Source organism: Arthrobacter globiformis (genome assembly GCF_046536215.2).
Taxonomy (GTDB): Bacteria; Actinomycetota; Actinomycetes; order Actinomycetales; family Micrococcaceae; genus Arthrobacter; species Arthrobacter globiformis_E.
Map to the genome: position 1 here is coordinate 3,518,580 of NZ_CM143421.1, position 25,329 is coordinate 3,543,908.

Below are 25,329 nucleotides of genomic sequence, written 5' to 3' on the forward strand. Positions count from 1 at the left end.
CGGTGCTGTGGGTCTATTCTGGAGTGGTCTGTTTCACATCCGGCCGAAGTGCTGGAAAAATGCAAAAGCTCGCCCCGATATGCAGGATTCGTGCAGGAGCGCGCGGGAGGGAAGGCCGCTGGACGTCACGGAGGAGGACCTCGCACTGATCAACGCCCTGCAGATCGCACCGCGGCTGAGCTGGGCCGACGCCGCGGAGGTGCTGGGCGTGCATGCCACCACCCTGGCCGCGCGGTGGGAGCGCCTCACCGCTGCGGGTGCCGCCTGGGTGACGGCGCATCCGATGGGGGATCCGCAGAAGATGTGCCTCGCCTTCGTCGACGTCGAGTGCGAGCTGCACCGCCGTGCGGAAGTAACCCGGGCACTGGCTGCGGTGCCGGAGATCGTCACCGTGGAGGAGGCGGCGAGCAACCGGGACCTGATGCTGACGGTTATCACCGGCTCCCTGCAGCACTTCACCGCCGTGGCCTCGAAGCTGCATGCCATCGAGGGGCTGGTCAAATACCAGACCTCGCTGGCCACCCGGCTGCACACAGGCGCCTACGCCTGGCGCATCAACGTCCTCAACCGCAGCCAGCTCCAGGCGCTCCGGGCGCTCGCCGGCCCCGAGGCCGCAGCGTCAGCACCCTCGGCGGCGGTGGGGGAGCCGCTGCCCGCCAGCCACCTGGCGATCCTGCCGTTCCTGTCGAAGGACGGAAGGGCGACGGCGGCGGAAATCGCCAGGGCGCTGGACCGGCATCCGGCCACCGTGCAGCGCCAGCTGAACAGGGTGCTCGCCAGCGGGGTCCTGTCCTTCCGCTGCGAGATTGCGCAGCGGTATTCGGGCTTTCCGGTGACCTGCCACTGGTTCGCGAACGTCCCGCCCGGCCAGCATGAAGCGGCGGCTGAGGAGCTCCGCAGCGTCCGCAATGTGCGGCTGAGCGCCTCCACCACCGGCCGCACCAACTTCGTCATCATCATGTGGCTGCAGTCGCTTGCCGACGTCATGACCGCTGAGCTGGCCCTTCAGCAGCGCATCCCCGGCATTGAACTGGTGGAGAGTGTGGTGATGCTGCGGACGGTCAAGCGGGTGGGCTGGATGCTCAATCCCGACTCGACGGCCAGCGGCGACGTTGTTGCCGTGACCACCGGCGCCCCGGAGCTGGTGGGCTGACCGTGCGCGAATCTGCCGTATCCGCCCCTGCCGGTGCCGGGATCCTGCACCGGCACTACCTGCTGGTGACCGTGGGCGCCTGTGCCCTGGTGTTCCTTGCCGCGTTCGAGTCCCTCGCCGTCACGACCGTCATGCCCGTGGTGAGCCGGGAGCTCGGCGGGGCCGGGCTGTACGCGCTCGCCTTCGCCGGCCCGCTGGCCACCGGCGTGATCGGCATGGTGGGCGCGGGGAACTGGTCCGACCGGCGCGGCCCCGTCGGCCCGCTGCTCGCCTCGGTGGCTGTTTTCGCGCTGGGCCTGCTGGTGGCGGGTACAGCTGGCACCATGTGGGCGGTGGTGGCGGGCAGGCTGGTGCAGGGGCTGGGCGGTGGCGCCATGACGGTGGCCCTGTACGTGGTGGTGGCGCGGGTCTATCCGGCCGTCCTGCACCCCAGGATCTTCGCCGCCTTCTCCGCCGCGTGGGTCATCCCCTCGCTCGTGGGGCCGTTCGCCGCCGGGCTGGTGGCCCAGCTGGCGAGCTGGCACTGGGTGTTCCTGGGCGTCGTGGTGCTGGTGATCCCGGCCCTGGCGATGCTGCTTCCCGCGCTGCGCGGCGTCCGGTCGGGCAACGCGAACGGGAACGGGTCCGTTGACGCTTCAGGCCCGCCGGCTGCCCCGGTGCCCTGGGCGCCGGGACGGCTGGCCTGGGCGGCCCTGGCCGCGCTGGCGGTGCTCGGCCTGAACCTGTCCTCCGGACTTCCGGCGGCCGGGCCGCTGCTGGCGGGGGCCGCCGTCGTCATCGCACTGCTGGCCGTCAGGCCACTGGTGCCGCGCGGCACCCTTACGGCGCGGCGGGGCCTGCCCAGCGTGATCCTGATCCGCGGACTGGTTGCGGCCGGATTCTTCGGAGCCGAGGTCTACCTGCCGTACCTGCTCGTGGAACGCTACGCGTTCTCGCCCACCTTCGCCGGCCTGACGCTGACCGGCGGTGCCCTCGCGTGGGCGGCGGCGTCGGGGGTGCAGAGCCGTCTGGGCGGCAGGCTCGGCAGCCCTGTCGCCGTGCGGATCGGCTCGGTGATGGTGCTACTGGCGATTGCCCTGGCGCTGGCGACCACAGCGCTTGGCTGGCCTCCCGCCGTCGCGATTGCCGGCTGGGTCCTTGCCGGCGGCGGGATGGGCCTTGCATATCCGCGCCTGAGCGTGATGACGCTGGCACTGTCCACGCCGGACACGGAGGGCTTCAACAGCTCGGCGATGTCCATTTCCGACTCGCTCGGCGGCGCTCTCGCGCTCGCCGCCACGGGAATCGTGTTCACGGCGTTTACGACGACGGCGGCTTCCTTCGCCGGCGTCTTCGTGCTGACCGCGGTGATCGCCGCAGCCGCGGTGGCCATAGCGCCCCGCGTCGCCCATTAACCTCCCGCCCACCCGCTTGGAGTTTTTGTCCACGTATCGCGAGTTAGACCCCCTCGAAGTGGCGATTGTGGACAAAAACTCCGATGAAAACGGGTCAGATGCGGGGGAGGACCTTGTAGTACAGGTGGGTCACGGCGTCGCCCTGGATCACCGCCGTCTGTTCGAGCTTTACCGGGGCGGCAGCGAGGTTGTCGAAGAACCGGATGCCGTGGCCGAGGATCCACGGGGCCAGGTTCACCCGGATCTCCTCAACGAGTCCGGCGTCGATGGCCTGCCGGATGATGTCCGGCCCCGCCAGCCCGACGTCCTTGTCCCCGGCCAGCGCGGTGGCGGCCCTCGCAGGTGCATGGCGCTGGCTTCTGTCACGTGCCAGGTCATGTCCGGCCTGGCCGTGGCGACCTCCACCTCGCCGTTGTTGTACCAGTCAAAGAGGCCATCGACGGAGTCGTCCGGGAGGGCGATGAAGCCGTCCAGGGACATCGTCATCTCGGCGACCAACCTGGCCATCCGGGCGCTCCTCTCGATGGCTGTACGTGCGCCGGGCTTGAGTTTTTGTCCAGCTGTCGCGGGTTATGGGGCCCTGAGGTCGCGATATCTGGACAAAAACTCCAATCTAGGCGGGCGGGGGCTGCAGGCGGGTGGCCCTGAGGACGGCGTCGGCGAGCGTGGCCGACTGGCCGTCCGGGCCCGTGGCTTCCCGCTCCCGGCTGGCCGCAACCTCCACGCGCCAGGCGGGCGGTGCGATGCCGAGCTCGGCCGCGGCCTGCTCCGCCGTGAAAAACATCTCCGACGTCGCGTGGCCGTCGCCGCCGTGCGAGTGGCTGTGCTCATCGGCGTGGCCAGCGTCCGGGTCGGCCAGGCTTTCCGCAGACTGGCTCCGCTCGTCAGACTGGCTCCGCCAGGGCGGCAGGCCGTCGGGGTGGTGGCCGACAATCAGCAGCGTCCCGCCGGGGCGAACCGCCTCCGCAGCCACCCGGTGCGGCCGCTGCCACGGCGCCTCGGTGGAGTGCAGGAACTGGGCGGACACGAGATCGAACTGCTCCTCCGGCGCCCACGCATCAAGGTCGCGCTGGAGCCACGTGATGCGGTTCCCGGCCGCCGAACCCGCGGCGTGCTGCCCGGCCCGTTCGAGTGCGACGGCGGAGACATCCACCGCGGTCACCGTCCAGCCCTGCTCGGCGAGCCACAGGGCGTCCGCACCCTCGCCGCAGCCGAGGTCCAGGGCAGTGCCCGGCTCCAGTCCGGCCGCTTCAGCCACCAGCTGCGGGTTGGGGCGGCCGCTCCACACGCGCGCCCTGCTCCGGTACATGTCGTCCCAATGGCGCGCGGCGCCGTCGTGCCCCTCGTGGTCCATGGGGATACCCTGCCACAGAAAGCAGGGTGCAACCAGGGCAAAGAAAAACCGCGCCGCGGCCACCGGAGTGGCCGCAGCGCGGTCTTAGTGCAGGGGATCCAGGCGGCGGGATCTAGGCCTTGCCGGAGGCGGCCGCAGCGGGGATGCCGGTGTTCTCGGCCTTCCATTCCTCGATCCGGGCCTGCTGCAGCGGCGTCTGGCGGTTGAAGTACCAGGCGGCGCCCAGCAGCAGGAACCATACCGGGGCAACCACCAGCGCGAGGCGGGTGTCCTCGGCCTGGGCCAGCGCCACGAGCATGAACACGAAGAACGCCAGGACCACGTAGGGCATGAAGGCTGAACCCGGCATCTTGAAGGCGGACGCCTCGTGGAGTTCCGGCCGGCGGCGGCGGAACATGATGTAGCTGACGAGGATCATCGACCAGACGAACATGGTCAGCACCGATGCCACGGAGGTGACGATGGTGAAGGCGCCGATCACGGAATCGCCCGCGTACAGCAGGACCAGGCCGGCCAGCAGGAAGATGCAGGAGAACAGCAGCGCGTTTTGCGGAACCTTGCGGACGCTGAGCTTGCCGAAGGCCTTCGGCGCGTTGCCGTCCTGTGCCAGGCCGTAGACCATGCGCGACGTGGAGTAGATGCCGGAGTTGGCGCTGGAGGCAGCGGAGGTGAGGACCACGAGGTTGATCACCACGGCGGCGATGCCCAGGCCGGCGAGGGTGAACATGCCGATGAACGGGCTGCTGGCGGGGTCGATGCTGCGCCAGGGGTTGACGGCCATGATGACCACCAGGGCACCCACGTAGAAGAGCAGGACACGGACCGGGATCGAGTTGATGGCCCGGGGGAGATTCTTTTCCGGGTCCTTGGTTTCGGCGGCCGCCGTGCCCACGAGCTCAATGCCGGCGAACGCGAAGATGGCGATCTGGAAGCCGAGGATGAAGCCGAACAGGCCGTGCGGGAACATGCCGCCGTCGTTCCACATGTTCGCCAGGTTGGCCACCGCGCCGCTCGGCGAGGTGAAGTTGGTGGCGATCATGACCACGCCGGTGACGATCAGGGCGATGATGGCGACCACCTTGATGATGGCGAACCAGAATTCCGCCTCACCGAAGGCCTTGACCGTGGGAAGGTTCAGCAGGATGAGGACCACGGGCGTGATCAGTGCCGGGATCCACAGCGGCGTCCCCGGGGCCAGTTTGTCCACGTAGCCGGCGATGGCCACGATGTCGGCCACGCCGGTCACCACCCAGAAGAACCAGTAGGACCAGCCGGTGAAGAAACCTGCCCAGGGCCCGAGGATGTCCCCGGCGAAGTCGCTGAAGGACTTGTAGTTCAGGTTGGAGAGCAGGATTTCGCCCATGGCGCGCATGACGAAGAACAGCATGAAGCCGATGATCATGTACACGAAGATGACGGACGGGCCGGCCAGGGAGATGGTCTTGCCGGAGCCCATGAACAGGCCGGTGCCGATGGCGCCGCCGATGGCCAGGAGTTGGATGTGCCGGTTGCCAAGTCCGCGGGCGAGGTGCGGTTCCCTGCTCTGGCCGGGTTCAGCACGTTCTGTGGAGGGTTGAACGGAAATGCTGGTGGTGCGTTCAGACATCAAGTCTTCTTCCTTGTCACAGGTGCCGGCACGTGCGCGAGGTTGCCGTGCCGGCCGCGTCGGTCCGCCGGAGATGTGACGGAACTAACAAATGGGATGGTGTTAAGACTAAGAGCGGCGAAGCGCTGAATATGCCCGCCGACCGCCCGGGGCGCCATGCGGCAGGCGGGCGGCATGCCCGCATGCCTCGCAGGATGACGCGGCCGGAAAAGCGCATTCCCGCAGTCCCGCCGCGGGTCAGGTCCGCCAGTGGGAAATTCGCGGTGAACGCGTAACGCCGCAATAGTCTTCGACATATGTCCAGCATGCCAGCCTCAAATGTCGTCCATTGTTGTCTGTGAGCTGCGTCACGTATGATCGCGTGGCGTTGTGAAGGGGCAAAGCGGAGCTGCAATGGGGTAAATAGGGCCTGCAACGCCCGGATGGTAGACTGGTGTCACTTGATGTGCAGTGATGCCCGCCTACGGTGGGCTTTTTTCATGTGAGAGGCACATCCTGCGTCGATGAACGCTATTGGTCCCGGCGGCCGCTGTTTGAACACTGGCAGCAGCCCGGTTGACCACCTGACTTTTCTTCGGCGACCCCCTGCGCCAACCGGCGTCGGGGGCCGATATCCGCTGGATACCGCCTGAAAGACCCTGATAAACGCATATGACTACTTTTGCTGCCCTCGGCACGCCCAAGGCACTCACCGAGACCCTGACCGCCCAGGGCATCGAGTCCCCGTTCCCCATCCAGGTCAAGACCCTGCCGGACACCCTCGCCGGCCGCGACGTCCTGGGCCGTGGCCGCACCGGCTCCGGCAAGACCATCGCTTTCGCCATCCCCCTGGTGGCCCGCCTCGCCGAGCGCGAGGCCGCCTACTTCCGCAAGCCCGGACGCCCCATGGGCCTGGTCCTGGCACCCACCCGTGAACTGGCCACCCAGATCAACGCGACCATCGAGCCGCTGGCCAAGGCCATGGGCCTGAACACCACCGTGATCTACGGCGGCATCTCCCAGGCGCGCCAGGAGAAGGCCCTGCGTGCCGGCGTCGACATTGTCATCGCCTGCCCGGGCCGGCTGGAGGACCTGATCCGCCAGCGCATCCTGACCCTCGAGGCTGTTGAGGTGACGGTCCTGGACGAGGCCGACCACATGGCCGATCTCGGCTTCCTGCCCGTGGTCAAGAAGCTCATGGACATGACCCCGAGCCAGGGCCAGCGCCTGCTGTTCTCCGCCACGTTGGACAACGGCGTGGACAAGATCGTCCAGCGCTACCTGTCCAACCCGCTGACCCACTCCGTGGACGACCCGCAGGCAGCGGTGACCACCATGGAGCACCACGTGCTGGTGGTCAACGACCAGACCGTCAAGAAGCAGCTGATCGTTGAACTGGCCTCCGGCGCCGGCCGCCGCGTGCTGTTCATGCGGACCAAGCACCACGCCCGCAAGCTGGCCAAGACGCTGACCGACGCCGGGATTCCCGCCGTCGACCTGCACGGCAACCTGTCGCAGAACGCCCGTGACCGCAACCTTGCCGAGTTCTCCTCCGGTGACGTCCGGGTCCTGGTGGCCACCGACGTCGCGGCCCGCGGTGTGCACGTCGACGACGTCGAACTGGTCATCCACGTCGACCCGCCCACCGAGCACAAGGCTTACCTGCACCGCTCCGGCCGCACCGCCCGTGCCGGTTCCGACGGCACCGTGGTCACGCTGACCCTGCCCGAGCAGCAGACAGACGTCAGGAAGCTCATGAAGGCTGCCGGCGTCGAGGTCACCTTCGAACGCGTCACCGCCAGCTCGCCGATCGTGGCCGAGCTCGTGGGCGAGATCGCCGACAAGGTTGACCCCCGGACCCGCGCCGCACTCCTCGCGGCCAAGGCCCCGCAGCAAGGCGGCGGCAAGTCCACCGGCGCCAACGCCGAACGCAAGCGTGCACGCCGCCAGGCATCCCCCACCGCCGGTGGCCGGGGCGGACGCGGCGGCCGCGGACGGGTTTCCGCCGAGGCTCCGCGCACGGACCTGCCGCGCGCCGAACGCCGTGCAGCAGCCTACGAGGGCCGCGCCGCTGCCCGCGATGCTGCCGAGCGCATCATTGAACAGAACGAGGACCGCGCCACTGCGGCAGCTGCAGCCCGCCGCAACGCACGCAGCCGTGGCACGGCGTCGACGCACCGCAACGACGTTCCTGCCGCTGGTGGCCGTTCATCGGCCGGCCGCGGTTCGGACGGGCGTGCAGCGGAGGGCCGGGGCGATTCCCGCTTCACCCGCAGCGATGCCCCCCGTGGCGGCACCGGCCGCCCGGCCGGCGGAGGCCAGCGCAGCGGACGTCCGGCCACCGGCCAGCGCGCCGCTGCCGGAAGCAAGACCGGCGGCTCCAAGGCCGTCTGGTCCTCCACCACCGGCGGAACGTCCGGCGGATCCTACGCAGGCGGTTCCTCCTCGGGCGGCAACGGCCGCTCCAGTGACGGCCGTCCCGCCCGGAAGGCCCCGCGCCGCGCATCGGCCCCGGCCTCGAACGAGCGCCGCAGCCGCTAAACAGTAGGAGCCGACTATTCACAATGCCGGCCGCTAAGGGAATTCCCCATAGCGGCCGGCATTGTGCTTTAAAACCGGGATTCACCAGCCGCGGGCGCGCCACTCCTCGAGGTGCGGACGCTCCGCGCCGAGGGTGGTGGGTTTGCCGTGGCCCGGGTGCACCACGGTGCTGTCCGGGTAGACGTCGAAGATCCGCTCGGTGACGTCCGTGAGCAGCTGGTTGAACCGCCCGGGATCCTTCTGGGTGTTGCCCACGCCGCCCGGGAACAGGGAGTCGCCGGAGAAGATGTGTGCCGGGCCCTCCGGGTCCTGGTAGACCAGCGCCACGGAACCGGGGGTGTGGCCGCGCAGGTGGATGGCGGTGACGTCGAACCCGTCGAAGTTCCCGACGTCGCCGTGGTCCAGCAGGACGTCCACCGTCACGGGCAGTTCCGGGGCGTCGTCGGTGCCGGCAGCCGTCCTGGCCCCGGTGGCCTCGACGAGGCCGGGCAGTGCGCGCACGTGGTCCCAGTGCTGGTGCGTGGTGGCGATGAGCGCCAGCTTCGGCTCCCCGGCAGTGTCCGCTGCGGCGTCCGCGAGCAGGCCCTGGATGGCCGGCAGGTCGTCGGCGGCGTCAATCAGCAGCTGCGCCCCGGACTCCTTGGCCGTCAGCAGATACACGTTGTTGTCCATCTCGCTGACCGAGATCCGGCGGATGGTGATGTCCCGAAGTGAGTGAATGAGCGTGTCCATGTGCCCAGTCTAGGGAGGAGCCCAGCCTGGGAAAGACGCCAGCCTAGGGAACCCGGTCAGCTCCGCGCCGCCGGGCAGGACCCGAGGGCAGCATCTTGAGCCCGGCCGCGCATCCCACAATGCCCGCGATGAACAGCACCTTGAGCAGGCTGAAGGGCTCGACGCCGGTGGCCATGGCCCAGCCGACCGTCAGAGCCGCGCCAATCCCCACCCAGACCGCGTAGGCGGTGCCGAGCGGGATGTGCTTCACCGCCATGCCCAGGCCCTGCATGCTGAGCGCGGCCGTCACGACGAAGACAACGGCAGGAACGGGACGGGTCAGGCCGTCGGACAGGCCCAGTGCCGTGGCCCAGACAGCTTCCAGGACGGCAGAGGCGAGCAGGATGAGCCAGGCCATGGCGGGCTTCGAGAGCATTACGCCACCGCCTTCAGGCCAACCACGCACGCCGCGATGCCGGTGAGCAGCAGCAGCCGCGCCGCCGTCGGGCGTTCGACTTTGGCCACGATCGCGTAGGCGGACGTCAGCACAACGCCCACTCCGACCCACACCGCGTAGGCGGTGCCGGTGGGAATGGACTGCATCGCGATGCCGAGGCCTGCGGTGCTGGCCACGACGGCGACGAGGAAGAGCGCGCCGGCCGCGACCCGGCGCCGGCCGGTGGATTGGGATGCGCGGTGCAGCGCTGCCGCCCACACCGCCTCGAGGGCTCCGGAAAAAATAAGGATGAACCACGACATGACAGATCCTTTGGCCAGTCTTGTCGCGCACCGGGTACTGAACCGTCGTCCGGAGGTCCGGGGGAGAGGGACCTTGGCTTTTACCCTAGCAACGCCCGACGGCGGCGGCCAGCGTTGGTGGCAAAACTCACCGCCGGCGGTGCCCGGCTGCCGGTGCCTGGGTAAGCGGGCGCCGCCGTCAGCTTGCGCGGGGTGGAGCTCCGGTCAGAGCTTGCCGCCGGCTGCCTCCGGTGCTGCGGCATCCCGGCCGCCGTCGCCGATGGTTTCACGGGCAACGAAATTCTCGACGTCGAAGGTGTTGTCCGCACGCTCGGCAATGTTCAGCAGGGTGGTCATCGCGGCGACCTCCTCCACCTGCTCTTTGAGGAACCAGAGCATGAACTGCTCGCCCAGCGCGTCATCTTCGGCCCGGGCCGCGCGGAACAGGCTTTCAATGCTGCGGGTGACTTTCTTCTCCTGCTGGAGCGCGAGTGAGAGCGGGTCCGTTACCGACGCGAAGTCGTTGCGGACGGCGGGCACCCCCGGGATGGTAACGGCAACGCCGCGGTCCACCATGTACTGGACCATCATCATGGCGTGGTTGCGTTCCTCCACGGACTGCCGGTAGAAGTACCTGGCCAATTGGGGGAGGTCCTGGTTGGCGAACCAGACCGCCACGGCAATGTACTGCTGCGAGGCCGCGAATTCATTGCCTATCTGCAGCAGCAGGAGATCACTGAATTTTGATTTGGTCATGGCACCGAGTCTAGGTTCCGGCACCTCCTGCGACCAGAGCCGCTAGCCGGTTACCGGATCGATGGACACCACGGCCAGGAACCCGCGGCCCAGGATTTCCGGGGTTTGGCTGTCCGAGCCGACCACTGCGTCATAGCGGCCGAGCGGAACGGGAGCGCTGTCCGGCCCGGCGCCGGACCCGGCGTCCGGCCCGGCGTTCCCCGGGCTGACCGTGGCCTGTCCCTGCAGCAGGACGCCCAGCTGGCCCTCGAAGACGGGATGGGCCCGTTTCTTGGACAGCTCGATGATGGAGGTGTACGCCTTGAAGGCGCCCTCCCGCGCGATGACGTTGAGGTTGCGGACATCCCCGGTGGGCAGCGCCGACGAGGACGCGGCGCCGCCGGGAAACCGGAAGGGCCGGTATTTCTCCAGCGGGTGCTCGGTGCCGTCCACGGCCAGCAGCAGCAGTTCGCCCTCGACGACGGTCAGTACCCGTTCCATCCCCGGAAAGGGGGAATAGTCCCCGGCGCTGGTGACATCGGCGAGGCTGACCCGCCAGTCAAACGCCCCGTCGTCCGCTGAAGTGGTGTCAGCTGAAGTGCCTCCGCTGTGGCTGGCAAGCTCGCGGGTGACCCCGCCGCCGTTGCGCCAGGGCTGGGGTTTGAGGTCGGCGAAGCGGATGATCTGCATCAGCCCAGCCTATCCGCGCGTTGCCCGTACACTCCCTCCCCGCGTAAAGTCGGCGACGGATCGCTGCGGTCGAGGGCGACGCTTTCAACAACAAGGAGCCGGTGAATGTTCGTCAAAGTCTGCGGCCTGAGCACGCCTGAATCTGTCCGGGAGGCCGTGGAAGCCGGGGCGGACGCCGTCGGCTTTGTCCTGACGGCCAGCCCGCGCGTGGTGTCACCGCATCTGGCCACCCAGCTCGTTCAGGCCGTGCCTGACGGGGTGGCCGCCGTCGGTGTTTTCCGTGACGAACCCGCCGCCGACGCCGTGGCCATCGCCCGCGCCGCCGGGCTGGGCTGGATCCAGCTCCACGGTGAGCGCACACCCGACGACGTAAAAACGGCGCACGACGCCGGCATGAAGGTCATCCGAGCCGTCACCATGGGTGCCGGACCGGAGGCGTTTGCCGACTGGGGCGAGGACCTGCTGCTCATCGACGCCGCTGTTCCCGGTTCCGGCGAAGCCTGGGACTACGGTTCGGTGCGCGGCAAAGGACTGGCGGGACGGCAATGGCTCCTGGCCGGCGGACTTGACGCCGCCAACGTGGTCGAGGCCGCCAGCGATGCCGGAGCCTGGGGCGTGGACGTCTCCTCCGGCGTCGAGCAAAGCATGGGAGTGAAGGACCTGGCCAAGATCAGGGCCTTCGTGACGGCAGCCAAAGGCTGACCGCCCTGTGACTCCGTCAATGACCGTCCGCGGCGCCAGGACGCCCGCGGCCCCTCTTTACGCTGCCGGGTTCGTGACCGCGTTCGGCGCGCACAGCATTGCCGCCGGCATGGGCGCCCAGAGCGGCAACATCGGCCTGACCCTGCTGAACCTGGGCATCCTGCTGGCCGTCTACGACATCTCCGAGGTGTTCCTCAAGCCCGTCTTTGGCGCGCTGAGCGACCGGATCGGCGCCAAGCCGGTCATCGTCGGCGGACTCATCGGCTTCGCCGCGCTGTCCCTGATCGGCCTGTGGGCCGCCAACCCGCTGCTCCTGGGCCTTGCCCGGCTGGGCCAGGGGGCCGCCGCCTCTGCGTTCTCCCCGGCATCTTCGGCGATGGTGGCCCGGCTCTCGGCGGGGAAGAACGCCGGGACCTTCTTCGGCAGGTACGGGTCGTGGAAGAGCCTCGGCTATGTGATCGGCCCTCTGCTCGGTGCCGGGCTGATTGCCGCCGGCGGCTTCGCGCTGCTGTTCGGCGCGTTGTCCGTACTTGCCGCGGCCACCGCCGTGTGGGTCCTTTTCGCCGTGCCGCACCTGCCGCCGCTCCCGCGCCAGCGGTACACCGTGCTGGACCTGGCCCGGCAGGTTGCCGAGCGCAGGTTCCTGGTTCCCACCCTGGTGCTGGCGGCCTCGATGGGGGCCATGGGGGCAGCCATCGGTTTCCTCCCGGCCCTCGCCGTGCAGCACGGCCTGGATCCCGTGGCCGGCACCGCAGCCGTCAGCGTGCTGGCCGTCGCCTCGCTGCTGGTCCAGCCGCGGATCGGCGCGATGCGCGACATGCACCGCATCGGCGACGCCGGCGGGATGCGCACCGGCCTGCTGCTCACCGCCGCCGGGGTGGCCCTCGTGGCAGCCGTGCCGGGGCCGGTCACCATCTTCATCGCCGCGGCGGTGATTGGCGCCGGCGTCGGCGCGGCCACCCCGCTGGGATTTGCGCATCTGGCGGACAGCACGCCGAAGGAACGGATGGGCCGGACCATGGGCTCGGCCGAACTGGGCCGCGAACTCGGCGACGCCGGCGGTCCGCTCCTGGTGGGGACTGTTGCCACCGCTGCCTCGTTCCCGCTGGGCCTGGGGCTGCTCGCGCTGCTGGTCGCCGCCGCGGGGGTCCCTCGCCTCAGCGCAGCGGCGGATGATTCCCGGGACGAAAGTTAGCAGGCTGAAGGTTAAGGGTTAAATCAGGGCAGATCCCGAGGCGCTTCGGGGCCCGTGACCGGCAGAATGGACGAATGAAGACACTCCTGAACATCATCTGGCTGGTTTTCGGCGGTTTCTGGCTGGCGCTCGGCTACTTCGCCGCCGGCATCATCTGCTGCCTGCTCATCGTGACCATCCCCTGGGGCATCGCGTCCTTCCGGATCGCGTCGTACACGCTGCGGCCATTCGGCCGGATGGTGGTGGACAAGCCGGGCGGAAACGGCGTGTTTTCGCTGCTCGGCAACGTCATCTGGCTGCTGGTGGCCGGCATCTGGATCGCGATCGGGCACGTGGTCACGGCCGTCGCCATGGCCATGACCATCATCGGTATCCCGCTGGCCATCGCCAACCTGAAGCTGATCCCGGTTTCGCTGATGCCGCTGGGCAAGCAGATCGTGCCAACGGACCGGCCGTTCATCACCGCCTACCGCTGACCCCGCAAGCGCCGGTCAGGCCAGTTCGCCCTGCAGGTTCCGCCGGGCGGCGTCCAGCCACAGCTCGCGGGCCCGTTCGGTGTGGAAAAGCGGGTCCAGCGCCAGCAGTTGGCGGACGACGGCGGCCCTTCCGGCCGCGAAATCGGCGTCGCCGATGTGCGCATAATCTTCCCGGACGGCGGCCACGTACCGGGCGTAGGGCTCCGGTTCCCCGCCCAAAACCGACAGGTCCGCGTCGCAGAGGAGGGCGCCGTCGTCGTCCCCTGCCTCCGGCTGGTGATCCGAGGTGAGCCGGACCAGCCGCGCCACCTCTTCGACGTCGGCCGGCGGGAGCCCGGCCTGGGCCAGCCGGAGTTCGGCGAGCAGGGCGGATTCCTCCTCGTCCTGGCCGGCGGCTCCCCGGTAGACGGCGTCGTGGAACCAGGCCGCCAGCACAACGGTCCGCGGCGGCCGCGCCGGCTCGGCCAGCAGATCCAGGGCCTCCAGCACCGCGAGCAGGTGGGTGCAGCCGTGGTACCTGCGGTGGCTCTCGCTCCAGCGGTCCAGCAGGTCCAGGAACAGGGCGTCATGGCCGGGCATCACCGTGTTCCAGCGGTTGAGCAGGGGAGTCTTGAGGGACTTCGTGCGGCTGCGAGCCGGGATCCGGAGCCCGCTGGCGATGAGTTTCCGGACCAGGACCCGCGCCTCCACCGGAATGGCGCCGGCGGCGACCAGATCGTCATAGCGGCGCTGCGGCACGTCGTAGTGGTCGCCGTCGAAGGCCCGCTCCGGGATGCCCGCGGCCGCGGCGAAGGCGTGCAGCTCCGCCAGGGAGGTATCCGAAATCAGGTGCGAAAAGAGCGTCTCGTGGGCAGGCCAAAGCGGCGGATCGAGATAGACGGCCATGGGGGAGAGTCTAGTCCGCGCCCGCGCCTGGCTGTTAAGCGCAGGACGGCACGGCAGGCGTACTACCGGCCACCGCCTGCCGTGCCGTAAACGTGGAACCCGCTGCGCCTAGGATGTCTTCTTGACGACGACGTCGTCGATGTATTCGTCGCCCATCTGGCGGGAGTGCTCGGCTCCAAGCTGCACATGCGTCAGGCTTGAGACGCCGAGGTTCACCGCGCTGCTGGAGAACTCAAGTGCTCCGTCAAACCACACCTTGATGGTGGAAGCGCTGCGGTTGGCAGTGACCTCCATCTGGGCGCGGTGCCAGGTGCTCAGCGGGATGCTGGAGGACTTCAGCTTGGTGTAGGAGAAGGTGCCGTTGGGCGCCGTGACCCGCAGCCACAGCTGGCCGTTGCTGTTGTAGCGGTAGATGTCCGCGATCCGCGTGCCGTTCGAGAAGAACCGCAGGTAGGGGACATCATTGCCCGTGACCCCGGCAGTCGTGATGTTGAACCAGCCGTCGGCGTTGGCCGTCCTGGGAGCGGTGGATCCCAGGGAGACGGACATCTTGGCCACCGAGCCGGAGTCGGTGGTCACATGCAGCTTGGCCGAGCAGGTGCCCGTCCGGTGCTGCGAGGTGCTGATGGTCGCGGTCCCTGTGGTCGCCGTGGAGGTGACGAACGGGGTGAAGGACGCCGTCTCGAAGCTCGTGGCGGCCACCGTGGTGCCGGTCAGCGAGTTTGTTGGCTTTACGGTGGAGTTGCTGCAGGTCACAGCGTTGGCGGGGGACGAGCCGAGCATCAGCCCGCCCGTCATCAGGACACCGACGGTGCCCAGGGTGCCCAGTTTCTTCAGCTTGCTCATTGGTTGTCCTATCTTGTTCGGTTTCGAAGGTCACCGGCACCAGGTGCCGGGCCCGGTCCAGCAGCCGGGCAGGCCGTCAGGAGCGAAACGCCGTCAAAGCAGTTGGATGAGCCTGGTCAGAAGCGAAACGCAGATTAGGGAAAGGAGAGCCGCCGCGGTGTATACCGCGGTTTTCGGCAGGGGGGCATCCGGCCGAACTATGCGCAAGGCATCACACGTAACCACTGCTACAACGGTGGCAAAGCCAGCCAAAAAGACGATCATGACGCACCTGCCGCGGAAACCGGGAACCTTCTGGCCCCGAGGACCAGCAGGAGGAGGGTGATCAGCGACAGCACCAGCACCGCCACCGGCGGGGACCACATCCTGGCGAAGACCATGGCCGTCGCCACAAGCGTCGACAGCGCCAGGCTGGACGCCACCGCAATGGAGATGGCCAGCGGAAGGGTGCTTTGCGCGGCCGACCGGTGGGCGCCGGCGCCGTCGGCGTCATCGTTGCCTGCCGAGCCGAGCCTGAGATACAGGACCAGGGCGGTCCCCGGTCCGGCGAGCATCAGGAGGCCGATGACGGCCAGCCGCAGTCCCTCCGGACCGAAAAATGCCAGCGGGACCGCGGCGACGGCGAGGGCCGCCACCACCCACGCGACGTGATTGCGATCAATTGCCATTGCCTGCTCCTTGAATATGGAAGACCACGCCACCGGCGTTCTCGAACAACTTCGTCCAGCCCGGGGAACTGCCACACGTGGCGATGAAGTGGTCAAGATCCCCCGGGGGCGTCGTTTCGAGAAGGTCCGCGGCCCGCTTCTGGCTGGACGTGACGATCAGGTAGGCACCCGACTGCTCGGCGATCTTGTTGGCCGGATCGCAGGTCAGCGGTTCGGCACCGGGTCTCGGCTCGGCGTTAACCAGCGCGCGGTACTTGTAGTCCGCGTACTTCTGGAACTTCCACGGAGTGTTGTGCACCGCCTCGATGAGGATCGATCCCTCCGGCGCCGTCCCATAGAGCTGGTTGACCAGTGAGATTTCGTCCGGCGTGAACTTCTCCATGCTGTCATTGCCGTACCTGGTGACCACAGTGGCGGAGGCCAGGACGGCTCCCATCACCAGCAGCGCAGACGCACGGCGCCAGCCGGGCTTGCCGGGACGGTCCGGCAGGAGCGTCAGCACGGCGAGGCAGGCTGCGAACGGCAGGCTGAAGAGGTACAGCCGGAGCAGCAGTTCGCCGCCGTAGGGCTGGCCGGGAATGAGGGTGAGCGGGGCCAGTGCCCCGAGCACCGCGGTGAGCCAGGCTGAGCGCCGCCGGTGCGCCATGAAGGCTCCGAGTGCGGCCAGTAGCCAAACCAGGGCCACCTCGGCCAGCCGGGTGTAGACCACCAGGACGTGGTCGTCGCTGCCGCCGACCCTCTGCGTCACGGCCCCGAGGGTGTGGCCCTCGACGTCGCCGAACGATCCGAACAGCTGGGTCAGGTGGCCGTCAAAGAAGTCCCTCGCCACGAACACGAGCCAGCCGACTGCCAGCACCGCGGAAAGAATCGGCAGGGACGGCATCCGGAGCCGTCCGCTCAGGAGGAACACGGTGAGGATCGGGATAGCCGCGAAGGGTGTGAGCTGGTGGGCGGCTGTCATCGCCACGAGGAGGCCGGCGCAGACGACCAGCAGGATTGCGGTGTCCACCGGCGGCGGGCTGGACATGCCCTGGTGCGGGACGGTCGGATCCAGCCGGGTCACGTGGCGTGCCAGGAATCTCGTAAAGCGGTTGCTGCCGGTGGGCCAGGCCCAGCCGCTGAAGGCGCTCAGGAGGCAGGCGGTCAGCGTGACCAGGAGCAGGAAGGCGTAAGCCTGCGGCGCGAGGTAGTCCTGCCCCACCCAGCTGCTCAAGTAGAAAAGCCACACACCGGCCCATGCGTGCCGGCTTTGGGAGGTGAGCCGCCTGGCCAGGGCCAGTAGCGGCGCCAGCAGCAGCAGGTTCATTCCAAGGGGTGCCCACGTGGCGATGCCCATCAGGTCCCTGACGCCGGTGGCATCGGACAGCAGTCCCAGGAAGGCGAGGAAGCCGGGCCAGTTGAAGTAGGCGTCGAGGTTCGTGTCCAGCTGCCCCGAGCTGGCAATGTAGTCGGCGACGCCGAGGTGCCTGTAACTGGCCGTCAGCCGGGGCAGGCCGTGGACGATGGGGTCGGCGGCGTGCAGGATCACCACGAGGACCACCACCTGGGCGGCCAGCAGCGTCGGGGTGTGCCGGCGCAGGTTCAGCGTTGCCACGAACCCGGTCAGGCTGAGGAAGATGGCAAGGAAGTAGGTGGGCGGCACCGCCTCCACGAGCCCCGTCCCGCCAATCCGCGCAGGGTCCACGCTCAGCAGGCTCCAGATACCAAGCGCCAGGGCAGCGGCTGCCAAAGCAGCCAGTGTGACCAGTTGCCACGGCGGGGTGGGGCCGTGATGCACGACGGCGGGCGGTTCAGCCCCGCCGTGCCTGGCACCGCTGTGCTTGGTTTCGGCGTGCTCGCCGTGGTGGCCGTGGTGGGTTTCGCCGCGCTTCGGCTCGAGGTGCCGGTGCGGCGCATGTGATGGCGGCGCCGGCTTCGGAGGGGCCGGTGACGGTGGCGCCGCAGGTGCCGTGGACGTGGGTTCAGGTGTCATGGCTTCTCGATTTCGGTCGGCTGGTTGAGGACCGCTGATGCAACCTGGACCGGTTCAGCGGCGGGCGTGGCGGGAGTCAGCATCCGAAGGCGCCAGACGGCCGCCAGTGCTGCGGCGGCCTGGGCGCCTGACCAGAGGGCAGAGATGCCCACAAGGCCGAACTGTTGGGCGGTGAAGGCGGCGGGGGCCACGGTCAGCACGGCGGCGGACACTGCGACGGCTGTAGCTTCGGCGAGGCGCCCCTGTGCCCGGCAAAGGCCGAAGTAGACCTGCGTGACGCAGCCCAGCAGCAGGGCCGGCACCAGGACAGGGAGCAGGATGCCGGCCCCGGCATACTCCGGTCCCAGGAAATTGAAAAGATAAGGCCCGGCGACCAGCAGCATCACGCCGGCGGCCAGCGTGAGGCCAAGGCTGGCCTTAAGTGCCGCGGAGACCAGCCCCGGCCGTGACCTGCCACCGGCGAGCGCGGTCTGCAGCGAGAACCCGGCGGACTGGGGAACAAAGAACACCGCCGACGCCATCATCCACACCATGTACCAGGATGCGGTGGCGGTGGGGCCGAGGACCGCAGCTACGATCAACGGAAGGAGGTAGCCGGGGGCGCGGTCGGCGAGCATCAGCGCATGGTTCGGCAGGCCCGGCCGCAGCAGCCGCAGGGCCGGACCGATGCGGAGCCCGTGCTTCCAGTCGGGTGAGATGCCGGCGCGGTTCAGCTGGCGCAGCCCGAGGACCACGCTCGCCAGGGCGCCCGCGGCCACCGCCGCGACCACCACCGACGTTTCCCGGATTCCGGCGGCCAGCGCCAAAGCCAGCACAGCCAGCTGCACCACGCTCTGGGCGAGGCTCCTGACCATGGCACGGTCGGAGCGTTCCTGTGCGACGCCCACGTGATCCAGCTGGTACGCGGCCGCAGCAAACAGCGCCGTGGCAGCGAACAACCCGGTCATGACCGGATCGTTCCACGCGAGGCCCACGCCGGAACCCAGCCCGTAGGTCACCGCTGCCACTGCGCCGGACACAACAAGCGTGGAAACCGCGACTGTGACGAGGCTACTGGCGGCCAGTTGGCGTCCGCCGTCGGGCTGTGCAGGAAGCAGCGTGAGAATGGCAGGGCCAACGCCCAGCATTCCGAGCTGTACGGTCAGGAGGGCCGCTGCCACCACCGCGGAACCCAAGCCGAGTTGCCCCGGCGGCAGCCCGACAGCAGCCAGTGCCCAGAACAGGAACCCCGCGGCCATCGGAGCAACCCGGGCAGCGGTAAGCCAGGCCGCATTGCCTCCCACGGAGAGCCCGGTCTCGGGCGGACGCAGGAGCTCGCCCAGCATCGAGCGGTAGTTATAAACCAGGAAACAGACCCAGTAGGGCAGGAACCTGGGCGCCCGGAGCAGCGACAGGCCGACGCCGCGGACCGTGGCCAGCAGCGGCAGTACCGCAAGCCAGCCGGCGCGTCCGGGGTGCTTTCGGATCGTGCGGGCCATCCCGGCCCCGTCCTGGAGCCACTGGTCCCGTGCGTCGTCGAATGAATCCATGAAGCGATGCCGCACCAAAGTGGTCCGCGAGACGCCAAGCCGGTAGCCGGCCTCTTCGAGCCTGATCCTCAGCTCGATGTCCTCTCCGGAACGGAAGGTGTCATCGAACGCCACGGACAGCAGGACCTTCCTGCGCATAAGCGTGGCGCACACGCCGAACCAGGAGCGCACCCGGCTATGGACGTGGTGCCAGGCGAGGGCGGCGCCCCAATAGCCGGGGCCGTCCGCCTCGCTGACCAGGCCGAACTGCAGTCCGTCGTAGCCGCAGGCCTTGAACTCGTCCAGGAGCCCGCCCAACGCACCCGCCGGAACGACGACATCGGCGTCGATCAGGGCCACTACGTCGCAGTTGGCGCTTTGTACCCCGAGCATCCGCGCTGCCGGCAGCCCGCGGCCCTCGTCCGAGATGACGCGGGCGCCCGCGGACCGTGCGATCTCTGCCGTGTTGTCCGTGGAGCAGCCGTCCACCACGATGATCTCCCACGGTTTCTCGGCGCGGATGGATTCCAGGCATTCACCCAGCCAGCGGGCAGCGTTCCGCGCGGGAACCACTACGGACACGTCGAGGTCGCTCACGTGGGCCCGCATATCACTCCTCCAGTTTGGAGCTGATCAGGGCGGCAACGTAGTCGGATGTCCGGTCGGCGGACCACGAGGCGGGAATCCGGAGCAGGGAACATGGCACATCATCCAGGGCCCGCCGCACCACGGCTGCCTTCTGGCTGAAGAATTCCTCCAGCGGAACCAGACTGGTGGCGCCGAGTGCCTCGATCAGCCGCCGTGACACCACCGGCAGTTCGGAATGGAAGTTCCCGACAATGCGGGAGGTCATCCATTCACGGCTGCGTGTTTCCAGCCGGGCTTCGGAACCGTCATAGCGTTCAAGGAAAATGGCCAGCCGGGTGAGCGCCGCCGAGGAGATGCCGTCCTGCCCGAAGACCAGCTCCGGATGGACCATCCGGTGCTCAGGGGACCAGCGCCGCGTGAAGGCAGCGGTCTTCGGATAGCGGACGATCACGGGATGGACGGCCGTGGCGAGGTGGGCCACCGTATTCGTGAGCCAGCCCGGGGCCAGAGGCTTGCGGGCGCCGCTGAACACCTCGGGGTAGATCCTGCGGTGGTGCGGTTTGAGGAACATCGGCTTCGCATAGCCCATGAGCATGCCGTCGGCATCCAGGAACGCCCAGTCATCGGCCATGAACCGCACGCCGGGCATGGCCACAAGTTTCGCGACCGTGCTGGTCTTGCCCACGCCGCCCCACGCCGGGAGGAGGACCCCCGAGCCGCGGAAGTCGACCACCGCCGCATGGATCATGGCGGCGTTCTGCCGGATGCAGAGCCGGTCCAGCAGCGGGATGACGGCAGTCAGCAGCTCGCCGCGGCCCTGGACGGAGTAACCGTCGGAGGTCTCCTGGACCTGTACGCGGTCCGCCGGGATGTACAGCGACTCCGCGGTGAACCGGAAGGTATCCTCGGCGTGCGACTGGTCCGCCACCTCCGCCGTTTCGGCGCTGACATGCAGCCGGAGCGGTGCCCGGGACGGACCCAGGAACGGGGCGAGCATGTCCCTCAGCTGCGCTTCGCCGGGGGTTCCGGGGGCCACGTCGATACCCACGAGGCCGTGGACGTCGAAGCTGGTGCCGGTGGACGGGACCGAATCCCGCAGGAATTCTTTTTCGGACTGGCTCATGCCCCGTGCCCTCCAGCGGTCTCGGTGGTCTTTGCGGTGCAGGCAGGCGTGTACTGCGGGTACATCCTGGTCATTTGACTTCCCTCCAGCTGGCGTGTGGCTCGTGCGGCGCGAAACCCGCGTCCGCTGTATCAAGGGGCAGGCGGCGTCCCCGGATGTACCCGCAGGTAGTGACGGCCAGCACGGCGATGACGGCCGCCGCGCGGCGCAGGCCGGCGGGGTCCTTTCCCCGGATCCTGCCCGCTACGCCTGAGGCCACGGCACGCGGCAGCACGCTGCGGACGTACCGCCTTTCGGGTCCCAGTGCGCGCTTGTGGCCGACGATCTTGCTGACCATGGCTTTAGAAATTCCCTCGGACCAGGCGCGCCGCAGCATGTAGCTGAGCGTGCCCCGCTGGGCCGGAACATAATGGTTCACGAGGGCCGCCGGCTCGTACACCACGCGGCCTCCCGGTGAACCGATGACCGCCCGGATGCAGATCTCCGTCTCCTCGCAGCCCAGGGGCAGCGAATTCTGGCGGCCCAGGGATGTGTTGAAGCCGCCGACCACCTGCAGAACCTGGGAACGGAAGGACATGTTGGCGCCGATGACGTTGCGCACCTCGGCGGCCACCTTGGGCAGGCCGCGGTGCGTGCAGCCGATGATCCAGTCCAGCTCCTCGCCGAAATAGTCCGGCCGGCCCGTTTCCCAGTCCGGCACCACGCGTCCGCCCACGGCCAGCACGTCGGGGTCGTCGTAGAGGGCCGTCAGCCGCTCCAGCCAGTCCGGGGCCGCCACTGCGTCGTCATCAAGGAAGGCTACGACGCCGGCCGTCGCCGCCGCGGCGCCAGTGTTCCGTGCCCCGGAGAGGCCCTTGGGGCCGGTGTTCTCCAGGATCACGACGTCATCGACCGTGAAGATGAGCCGCTTGTAGAGGTCCACGTTGTAGTCCACCACCAGGATGGTCTGCTGCGGCGGCACCGTTTGGGCACGGACGGATTCGACGGCGGCCATCAGCCGGTCCCACCGGTCTTCCGTGTAGGAGCAGATCACCACCGAAACGGCAGGGAGCCCTTCAGAGCGGTTCACGTTAATCACCCGCAATCAGGCCAAGGACGGTCGCCGGATCCGTCGGAATGTGGGGGAGGGTCATGCTGGGGTACCTGTATTTCACGCGCCTGAGCGACTCGGGCCTGGCGCCCGCCGTAGGGGCTTCCCAGCCCACGCATTCACGGGCCAGGGTCCGCAGCACGCGCCAGCCGTCGCGGAAGGTATGAAGGTTGGAGTTGCCGGAGATCCGGGTCAGTTCGTTGCTGGGTACCTCGGCGATCCGCAGGCCGGCCCTGGAGGCACGGACGATCAGCTCCGTCTCAATTTCGAACCCTTCCGACGCCAGCTCAAGGATCTGCAGGCATTCCCGCCGCATTGCGATGTAGCCGTAGCAAAGATCCGAGTAGTTGCTGTGCAGGACGAGGTTGGCCAGCCGGGTCAGGGCTCGGTTGCCGGCACTGCGGAGCAGCGTGATGTCCTCGGAGCCCCCGCCGGTGACATACCGGGAGCCCTTGACGAAGTCGAATTCATGCTGGAGCGGCGAGATGAACCAGCCGATTTCCTGCGGATCCATGCTCCCGTCAGCGTCCAGCATGACGATGATGTCCCCGGATGCCGCGGACAGACCCGCCCGCACCGCGAAACCCTTGCCGGCCTGGGGTTCGGAAACCACCACGACGTCCAGGCGCAACGCGCGGGCCACATCGACGGTGCTGTCCAGGGAACGCCCGTCGACTATTACCACCTCGTCCACGTACGAGGGCATGCGTCGAAGGACCCACGGAAGGTTCAAGGCTTCATTAAGGGTGGGGATCACCACGCTGATGGAGGCCAAGGGTACCGGTACCGCATTTGGTGCACGAACAGATGAAACTTGTATAGGGATGGTCACTAGCCTCACCACTCATTGGAGTCGTATGCCTATGCCCCTCCCGAGCAGCCCTCCCGGCTGGATACGGGAAAATAGAAGCGCCTGCTGCTGCGGTACTGGCAACTTTGCTTGCACTCCCCCTCGGAACATGGTCGGCCCGCCAACTTGTAAAAAGCTTGGGGTCACTTGAAATGACCCCAGTTTTAGGGGTCGCGGAATCCTAGGTGGCTACAAGTCTCCGGTGTCACACTTGCCCCATGGTTAACTCAGCCCACGGCAGGCACCGTGGGCGCCGCAATCTGCGACGTCCCCTCGGGCGCCTTGCTGTGCTCGCAGCGGTGGCCGCGCTGACCGTGTACGGGACAGTGGCCACGGAGGCGCAGCGGGCACCGTCGGACCGGGGGCCGGCCGAGGAACCATCGGCGACGAAAGCGGCCGCTGCGACATCCCCGGACGCCAACGCTGCCAAGCCCTCGCCGCCGTCGTCCTCCCGGCCCGCACCGGCGCGCGCTGCCGCCCCGGCGCCATCCCGGACTGCCGGCGCGGGTGCGCCGCCCTCCACCGCTGCCCCGGTGCCCTCAAAACCAGCCGCCGCACCGCCCGCGCCGAAACCACTGACGGCGACGGTGCCGGCAGCCGACCCCAAACTGCAGGAACTGCCCACGGGTGACCTGCCCGGGTGGAAACAGGTGTTCCGGGAGGACTTCGACCAGGGGAACGTGCCCGTCGGCGGGTTTCCCGGCCCCGCGTACGCTGCGAAGTGGAGCGCCGGGTACAGGGACGGAACGCCGGACACGGCCGGGCAGCGGGGTTCGAAGTCGGGCTACTACCCGTCCAAGGTGCTCAGCGTACAGAACGGCATGCTGGACTGGTACCTGCACACGGAGAACGGCGTTTCCATGGGGGCTGCGCCCACCCCGAAGATTCCGAACAGCAGCACCAGCCCGCACCGGGACAACAGTTTCCTGTACGGGAGGTTCTCGGTGCGGTTCAAGGCTGATCCGCTGCGCGGCTTCAAGACGGCCTGGCTGCTGTGGCCGGACAGCGGCATCTGGCCCCGCGACGGCGAGCTCGACTACCCCGAGGGGGACCTTTCCACGAAGTTCTATGGTGCCGTGCACAAGATGGGAAACGATCCCTACGCCACCGACGTGATCTACTCCGACACCACCTTCACGCAATGGCACGTGGCCACGATGGAGTGGAGTCCGGGCAAGGTGGAGTTTTTCCTCGACGGCCGCTCGATCGGTGCCGGAACCTCCAAGGTTCCGAACATTCCAATGCACTACATTCTCCAGACCGAGGCCTGCCTGTTCGGCTGCCCCAAGCCGGAGACGGCCGGGCACGTTTACCTGGACTGGATTGCCATCTGGAAACGGGCCTAGGGGGCGCCTGCGCCAGTTCGGCAGCCTCCGGCCCCCGCTACTTCCGTCCGATTTCGAAGCTGTCCGTGAAGGTGTAGCCGGCCGCCGGAACGAACCGCGCTGAGAGCCGTTCGCGGGTGGCCGTCACGTCCAGGGTGCCGAGGGCGGCGTCACGGTTTTTTCCGGACCAGGCAGCAAAGTAGGGGGATTCCGGGTCCTGGCCGTTGACGTCATAGAGGCCCACGCCGCCGGTCCCCACGGTGGCGAAGACCGTTCCGGCGCCCTGGACCATGGCGCTGTCCGAGTCGGTGAGGCAGCCCCCGGAGAAGGTGTCCGGCACCAGCGCCGGGCAGCCCTGGCCGCGGCCCAGCTGGTGGCTCCGCTGGTAATTGTGGTCGTGGCCGGTCACCACGAGGTCCGCCTTCTTGTCGATGAGCAGGTTGGTGAAGTCACGCCCCGCCTGGCAGTCGTACTTGCCTACGCTCAGGCACGGTGTGTGCATGCCGACGACGGTCCACGGGATCTTCCTGGACTTCGCGCCGTCAAGCGCGTCCGATGTCCACTGCCAGCGCTCGCTGCCCCTCGAGTAGTCGAGGGTGTTTCCGTCATGGAACTCGATGCCGGGGGACACCATGATGAAGCGCACCAGCGGGTCGTGTTCCGGATAGTCCGCATACCACTGGACGCCGTACTCGCCCTGGAGCCCGGGTAGCCTGTTGGGCAGGCACTTGACGATGTTGGCGATGTCGCCGTCGTGGCCGTCGCTCTCGTGGTTTCCGGTCACCACCTGGTAGGGGAAGTTCCCGCCCAGCTTGCCGGTGACCATGTCACAGAACTCCTGTTCACGCCCTGCCTCGTAAGAGAAGTCCCCGAGGGCCAGGCTGAGTTCAGGGTGGAGGCCGTTGATGGTGTCAAGCACCTCCCGCGCGCCCGTGCTCAGCCCCATGTCGCCCTGGGCTGTGAAGTGGACGGCGGGCGGTGCTGTGGCGGACGCGGACTCCGTCGGCGAGGAGGAAGGTTCATCGGGACTCGACGGCGGGGTTGCCGGCGGTCCGGACGTCCCGGGCGGAACCGGCGTTTCCGACGGCGGCACGGGCGGGCCGGATTGGCAGGCCGTGAGCAGCAATGCCAGGGAGAAAACGGCCGGAGCCACGCCGGACCATGTCAGCTGTTTCGACAGTCCAGTCATGATCCCTCGCA

General features: G+C 68.3%; 25 protein-coding genes and 1 riboswitch. Of the genes, 7 read left to right on the forward strand and 18 right to left on the reverse strand.

What is annotated here, in order from left to right:
• The first annotated feature begins 79 nt into the window (after positions 1-79).
• Positions 80-1,153, forward strand: a complete 1,074-nt coding sequence (locus R5O87_RS15785) for an Lrp/AsnC family transcriptional regulator (RefSeq protein ID WP_410557844.1) — start codon at positions 80-82, stop codon at positions 1,151-1,153.
• Between the two features lie 2 nt (positions 1,154-1,155).
• Positions 1,156-2,547 carry an MFS transporter gene (locus R5O87_RS15790; protein WP_410557845.1) on the forward strand — a complete coding sequence of 464 codons (1,392 nt, stop codon included), beginning with the start codon at positions 1,156-1,158 and terminating at the stop codon, positions 2,545-2,547.
• Between the two features lie 94 nt (positions 2,548-2,641).
• On the opposite strand, the gene R5O87_RS15795 is transcribed toward R5O87_RS15790, so the two are convergent.
• The 4 genes from R5O87_RS15795 to cycA form a co-directional block, all read right to left on the reverse strand.
• Positions 2,642-2,785, reverse strand: coding sequence for a hypothetical protein (locus tag R5O87_RS15795; protein WP_410557846.1), 144 nt, complete (start codon positions 2,783-2,785; stop codon positions 2,642-2,644).
• Positions 2,782-3,054: a hypothetical protein gene (locus R5O87_RS15800; RefSeq protein ID WP_410557847.1), complete on the reverse strand. Its 273-nt coding sequence runs from the start codon at positions 3,052-3,054 to the stop codon at positions 2,782-2,784. Before R5O87_RS15800 ends, R5O87_RS15795 begins: the two co-directional genes overlap by 4 nt.
• A 106-nt stretch (positions 3,055-3,160) precedes the next feature.
• Positions 3,161-3,901: an SAM-dependent methyltransferase gene (locus R5O87_RS15805; protein WP_410557848.1), complete on the reverse strand. Its 741-nt coding sequence runs from the start codon at positions 3,899-3,901 to the stop codon at positions 3,161-3,163.
• A 112-nt stretch (positions 3,902-4,013) separates the two neighbouring features.
• A complete protein-coding gene (gene cycA, locus R5O87_RS15810) occupies positions 4,014-5,507 on the reverse strand; it encodes a D-serine/D-alanine/glycine transporter (protein WP_410557849.1) in 1,494 nt (497 codons plus the stop codon).
• Between the two features lie 651 nt (positions 5,508-6,158).
• On the opposite strand from cycA, the gene R5O87_RS15815 reads away from it, so the two are divergent.
• The gene (locus R5O87_RS15815; RefSeq protein ID WP_410557850.1) at positions 6,159-8,027 is read left to right on the forward strand and encodes a DEAD/DEAH box helicase; all 1,869 of its coding nucleotides are present in this window, start codon (positions 6,159-6,161) and stop codon (positions 8,025-8,027) included.
• Positions 8,028-8,108: 81 nt separating this feature from the next.
• Here R5O87_RS15815 and R5O87_RS15820 read toward each other — a convergent pair whose 3' ends face one another.
• The 5 genes from R5O87_RS15820 to R5O87_RS15840 all read right to left on the reverse strand — a co-directional run bounded on the left by R5O87_RS15820 (position 8,109) and on the right by R5O87_RS15840 (position 10,901).
• Positions 8,109-8,759 carry an MBL fold metallo-hydrolase gene (locus R5O87_RS15820; protein ID WP_410557851.1) on the reverse strand — a complete coding sequence of 217 codons (651 nt, stop codon included), beginning with the start codon at positions 8,757-8,759 and terminating at the stop codon, positions 8,109-8,111.
• A 43-nt stretch (positions 8,760-8,802) separates the two neighbouring features.
• Entirely contained in the window at positions 8,803-9,174 is a 372-nt protein-coding gene (locus R5O87_RS15825; protein WP_410557853.1) for a DMT family transporter, read from the reverse strand.
• Positions 9,174-9,497 carry a DMT family transporter gene (locus R5O87_RS15830; protein WP_410557854.1) on the reverse strand — a complete coding sequence of 108 codons (324 nt, stop codon included), beginning with the start codon at positions 9,495-9,497 and terminating at the stop codon, positions 9,174-9,176. Before R5O87_RS15830 ends, R5O87_RS15825 begins: the two co-directional genes overlap by 1 nt.
• 9 nt (positions 9,498-9,506) lie before the next feature.
• Positions 9,507-9,575: riboswitch (guanidine-III (ykkC-III) riboswitch) on the reverse strand.
• A gap of 126 nt (positions 9,576-9,701) precedes the next feature.
• Positions 9,702-10,232 carry a ferritin gene (locus R5O87_RS15835; RefSeq protein WP_410557855.1) on the reverse strand — a complete coding sequence of 177 codons (531 nt, stop codon included), beginning with the start codon at positions 10,230-10,232 and terminating at the stop codon, positions 9,702-9,704.
• A 42-nt stretch (positions 10,233-10,274) separates the two neighbouring features.
• On the reverse strand, positions 10,275-10,901 hold the full coding sequence (locus R5O87_RS15840; RefSeq protein ID WP_410557856.1) for a HutD/Ves family protein: 627 nt from the start codon (positions 10,899-10,901) through the stop codon (positions 10,275-10,277).
• 105 nt (positions 10,902-11,006) lie between these two features.
• Here R5O87_RS15840 and R5O87_RS15845 point away from each other — a divergent pair, with 105 nt between their 5' ends.
• From R5O87_RS15845 to R5O87_RS15855, 3 genes are all read left to right on the forward strand, one after another.
• The gene (locus R5O87_RS15845; protein ID WP_410557857.1) at positions 11,007-11,603 is read left to right on the forward strand and encodes a phosphoribosylanthranilate isomerase; all 597 of its coding nucleotides are present in this window, start codon (positions 11,007-11,009) and stop codon (positions 11,601-11,603) included.
• Positions 11,604-11,622: 19 nt separating this feature from the next.
• Complete coding sequence (locus R5O87_RS15850) at positions 11,623-12,798, forward strand: MFS transporter (RefSeq protein WP_410557899.1); 1,176 nt, start codon at positions 11,623-11,625, stop codon at positions 12,796-12,798.
• Positions 12,799-12,872: 74 nt separating this feature from the next.
• Positions 12,873-13,274, forward strand: coding sequence for a YccF domain-containing protein (locus R5O87_RS15855; protein ID WP_410557858.1), 402 nt, complete (start codon positions 12,873-12,875; stop codon positions 13,272-13,274).
• A gap of 15 nt (positions 13,275-13,289) precedes the next feature.
• Here the strand turns inward: R5O87_RS15855 and R5O87_RS15860 are convergent, their stop codons facing one another.
• From R5O87_RS15860 to R5O87_RS15895, 8 genes are all read right to left on the reverse strand, one after another.
• Positions 13,290-14,159: a DUF4031 domain-containing protein gene (locus R5O87_RS15860; RefSeq protein WP_410557859.1), complete on the reverse strand. Its 870-nt coding sequence runs from the start codon at positions 14,157-14,159 to the stop codon at positions 13,290-13,292.
• A 108-nt stretch (positions 14,160-14,267) separates the two neighbouring features.
• A complete protein-coding gene (locus tag R5O87_RS15865) occupies positions 14,268-15,005 on the reverse strand; it encodes a hypothetical protein (protein ID WP_410557860.1) in 738 nt (245 codons plus the stop codon).
• A gap of 260 nt (positions 15,006-15,265) precedes the next feature.
• On the reverse strand, positions 15,266-15,673 hold the full coding sequence (locus R5O87_RS15870; protein ID WP_410557861.1) for a hypothetical protein: 408 nt from the start codon (positions 15,671-15,673) through the stop codon (positions 15,266-15,268).
• Entirely contained in the window at positions 15,663-17,645 is a 1,983-nt protein-coding gene (locus tag R5O87_RS15875; RefSeq protein WP_410557862.1) for a hypothetical protein, read from the reverse strand. The genes R5O87_RS15870 and R5O87_RS15875 overlap by 11 nt, the downstream gene beginning before the upstream one ends.
• The gene (locus R5O87_RS15880) at positions 17,642-19,762 is read right to left on the reverse strand and encodes a glycosyltransferase (protein WP_410557863.1); all 2,121 of its coding nucleotides are present in this window, start codon (positions 19,760-19,762) and stop codon (positions 17,642-17,644) included. Before R5O87_RS15880 ends, R5O87_RS15875 begins: the two co-directional genes overlap by 4 nt.
• Before the next feature lies 1 nt (position 19,763).
• Positions 19,764-20,864 (reverse strand): hypothetical protein, encoded by a 1,101-nt coding sequence (locus R5O87_RS15885; protein WP_410557864.1) that lies wholly within the window; start codon positions 20,862-20,864, stop codon positions 19,764-19,766.
• A 70-nt stretch (positions 20,865-20,934) separates the two neighbouring features.
• Positions 20,935-21,933: a glycosyltransferase gene (locus R5O87_RS15890; RefSeq protein WP_410557865.1), complete on the reverse strand. Its 999-nt coding sequence runs from the start codon at positions 21,931-21,933 to the stop codon at positions 20,935-20,937.
• 1 nt (position 21,934) lies between these two features.
• On the reverse strand, positions 21,935-22,729 hold the full coding sequence (locus R5O87_RS15895; RefSeq protein ID WP_410557866.1) for a glycosyltransferase family 2 protein: 795 nt from the start codon (positions 22,727-22,729) through the stop codon (positions 21,935-21,937).
• 293 nt (positions 22,730-23,022) lie between these two features.
• On the opposite strand from R5O87_RS15895, the gene R5O87_RS15900 reads away from it, so the two are divergent.
• Positions 23,023-24,150 (forward strand): glycoside hydrolase family 16 protein, encoded by a 1,128-nt coding sequence (locus tag R5O87_RS15900; RefSeq protein ID WP_410557867.1) that lies wholly within the window; start codon positions 23,023-23,025, stop codon positions 24,148-24,150.
• Positions 24,151-24,187: 37 nt separating this feature from the next.
• Here the strand turns inward: R5O87_RS15900 and R5O87_RS15905 are convergent, their stop codons facing one another.
• The gene (locus R5O87_RS15905) at positions 24,188-25,318 is read right to left on the reverse strand and encodes a metallophosphoesterase (protein WP_410557868.1); all 1,131 of its coding nucleotides are present in this window, start codon (positions 25,316-25,318) and stop codon (positions 24,188-24,190) included.
• Between the last annotated feature and the right edge of the window lie 11 nt (positions 25,319-25,329).

Coding starts and splice junctions, on each gene's coding strand:
- R5O87_RS15785 (WP_410557844.1), top strand. CDS start 80: ATGCAGGATTCGTGCAGGAGCGCGCGGGAGGGAAGGCCGCTGGACGTC.
- R5O87_RS15800 (WP_410557847.1), bottom strand. CDS start 3,054: ATGGCCAGGTTGGTCGCCGAGATGACGATGTCCCTGGACGGCTTCATC.
- R5O87_RS15805 (WP_410557848.1), bottom strand. CDS start 3,901: ATGGACCACGAGGGGCACGACGGCGCCGCGCGCCATTGGGACGACATG.
- cycA (WP_410557849.1), bottom strand. CDS start 5,507: ATGTCTGAACGCACCACCAGCATTTCCGTTCAACCCTCCACAGAACGT.
- R5O87_RS15815 (WP_410557850.1), top strand. CDS start 6,159: ATGACTACTTTTGCTGCCCTCGGCACGCCCAAGGCACTCACCGAGACC.
- R5O87_RS15820 (WP_410557851.1), bottom strand. CDS start 8,759: ATGGACACGCTCATTCACTCACTTCGGGACATCACCATCCGCCGGATC.
- R5O87_RS15825 (WP_410557853.1), bottom strand. CDS start 9,174: ATGCTCTCGAAGCCCGCCATGGCCTGGCTCATCCTGCTCGCCTCTGCC.
- R5O87_RS15830 (WP_410557854.1), bottom strand. CDS start 9,497: ATGTCGTGGTTCATCCTTATTTTTTCCGGAGCCCTCGAGGCGGTGTGG.
- R5O87_RS15835 (WP_410557855.1), bottom strand. CDS start 10,232: ATGACCAAATCAAAATTCAGTGATCTCCTGCTGCTGCAGATAGGCAAT.
- R5O87_RS15840 (WP_410557856.1), bottom strand. CDS start 10,901: ATGCAGATCATCCGCTTCGCCGACCTCAAACCCCAGCCCTGGCGCAAC.
- R5O87_RS15845 (WP_410557857.1), top strand. CDS start 11,007: ATGTTCGTCAAAGTCTGCGGCCTGAGCACGCCTGAATCTGTCCGGGAG.
- R5O87_RS15850 (WP_410557899.1), top strand. CDS start 11,623: ATGACCGTCCGCGGCGCCAGGACGCCCGCGGCCCCTCTTTACGCTGCC.
- R5O87_RS15855 (WP_410557858.1), top strand. CDS start 12,873: ATGAAGACACTCCTGAACATCATCTGGCTGGTTTTCGGCGGTTTCTGG.
- R5O87_RS15860 (WP_410557859.1), bottom strand. CDS start 14,159: ATGGCCGTCTATCTCGATCCGCCGCTTTGGCCTGCCCACGAGACGCTC.
- R5O87_RS15865 (WP_410557860.1), bottom strand. CDS start 15,005: ATGAGCAAGCTGAAGAAACTGGGCACCCTGGGCACCGTCGGTGTCCTG.
- R5O87_RS15870 (WP_410557861.1), bottom strand. CDS start 15,673: ATGGCAATTGATCGCAATCACGTCGCGTGGGTGGTGGCGGCCCTCGCC.
- R5O87_RS15875 (WP_410557862.1), bottom strand. CDS start 17,645: ATGACACCTGAACCCACGTCCACGGCACCTGCGGCGCCACCGTCACCG.
- R5O87_RS15880 (WP_410557863.1), bottom strand. CDS start 19,762: ATGCGGGCCCACGTGAGCGACCTCGACGTGTCCGTAGTGGTTCCCGCG.
- R5O87_RS15885 (WP_410557864.1), bottom strand. CDS start 20,864: ATGAGCCAGTCCGAAAAAGAATTCCTGCGGGATTCGGTCCCGTCCACC.
- R5O87_RS15900 (WP_410557867.1), top strand. CDS start 23,023: ATGGTTAACTCAGCCCACGGCAGGCACCGTGGGCGCCGCAATCTGCGA.
- R5O87_RS15905 (WP_410557868.1), bottom strand. CDS start 25,318: ATGACTGGACTGTCGAAACAGCTGACATGGTCCGGCGTGGCTCCGGCC.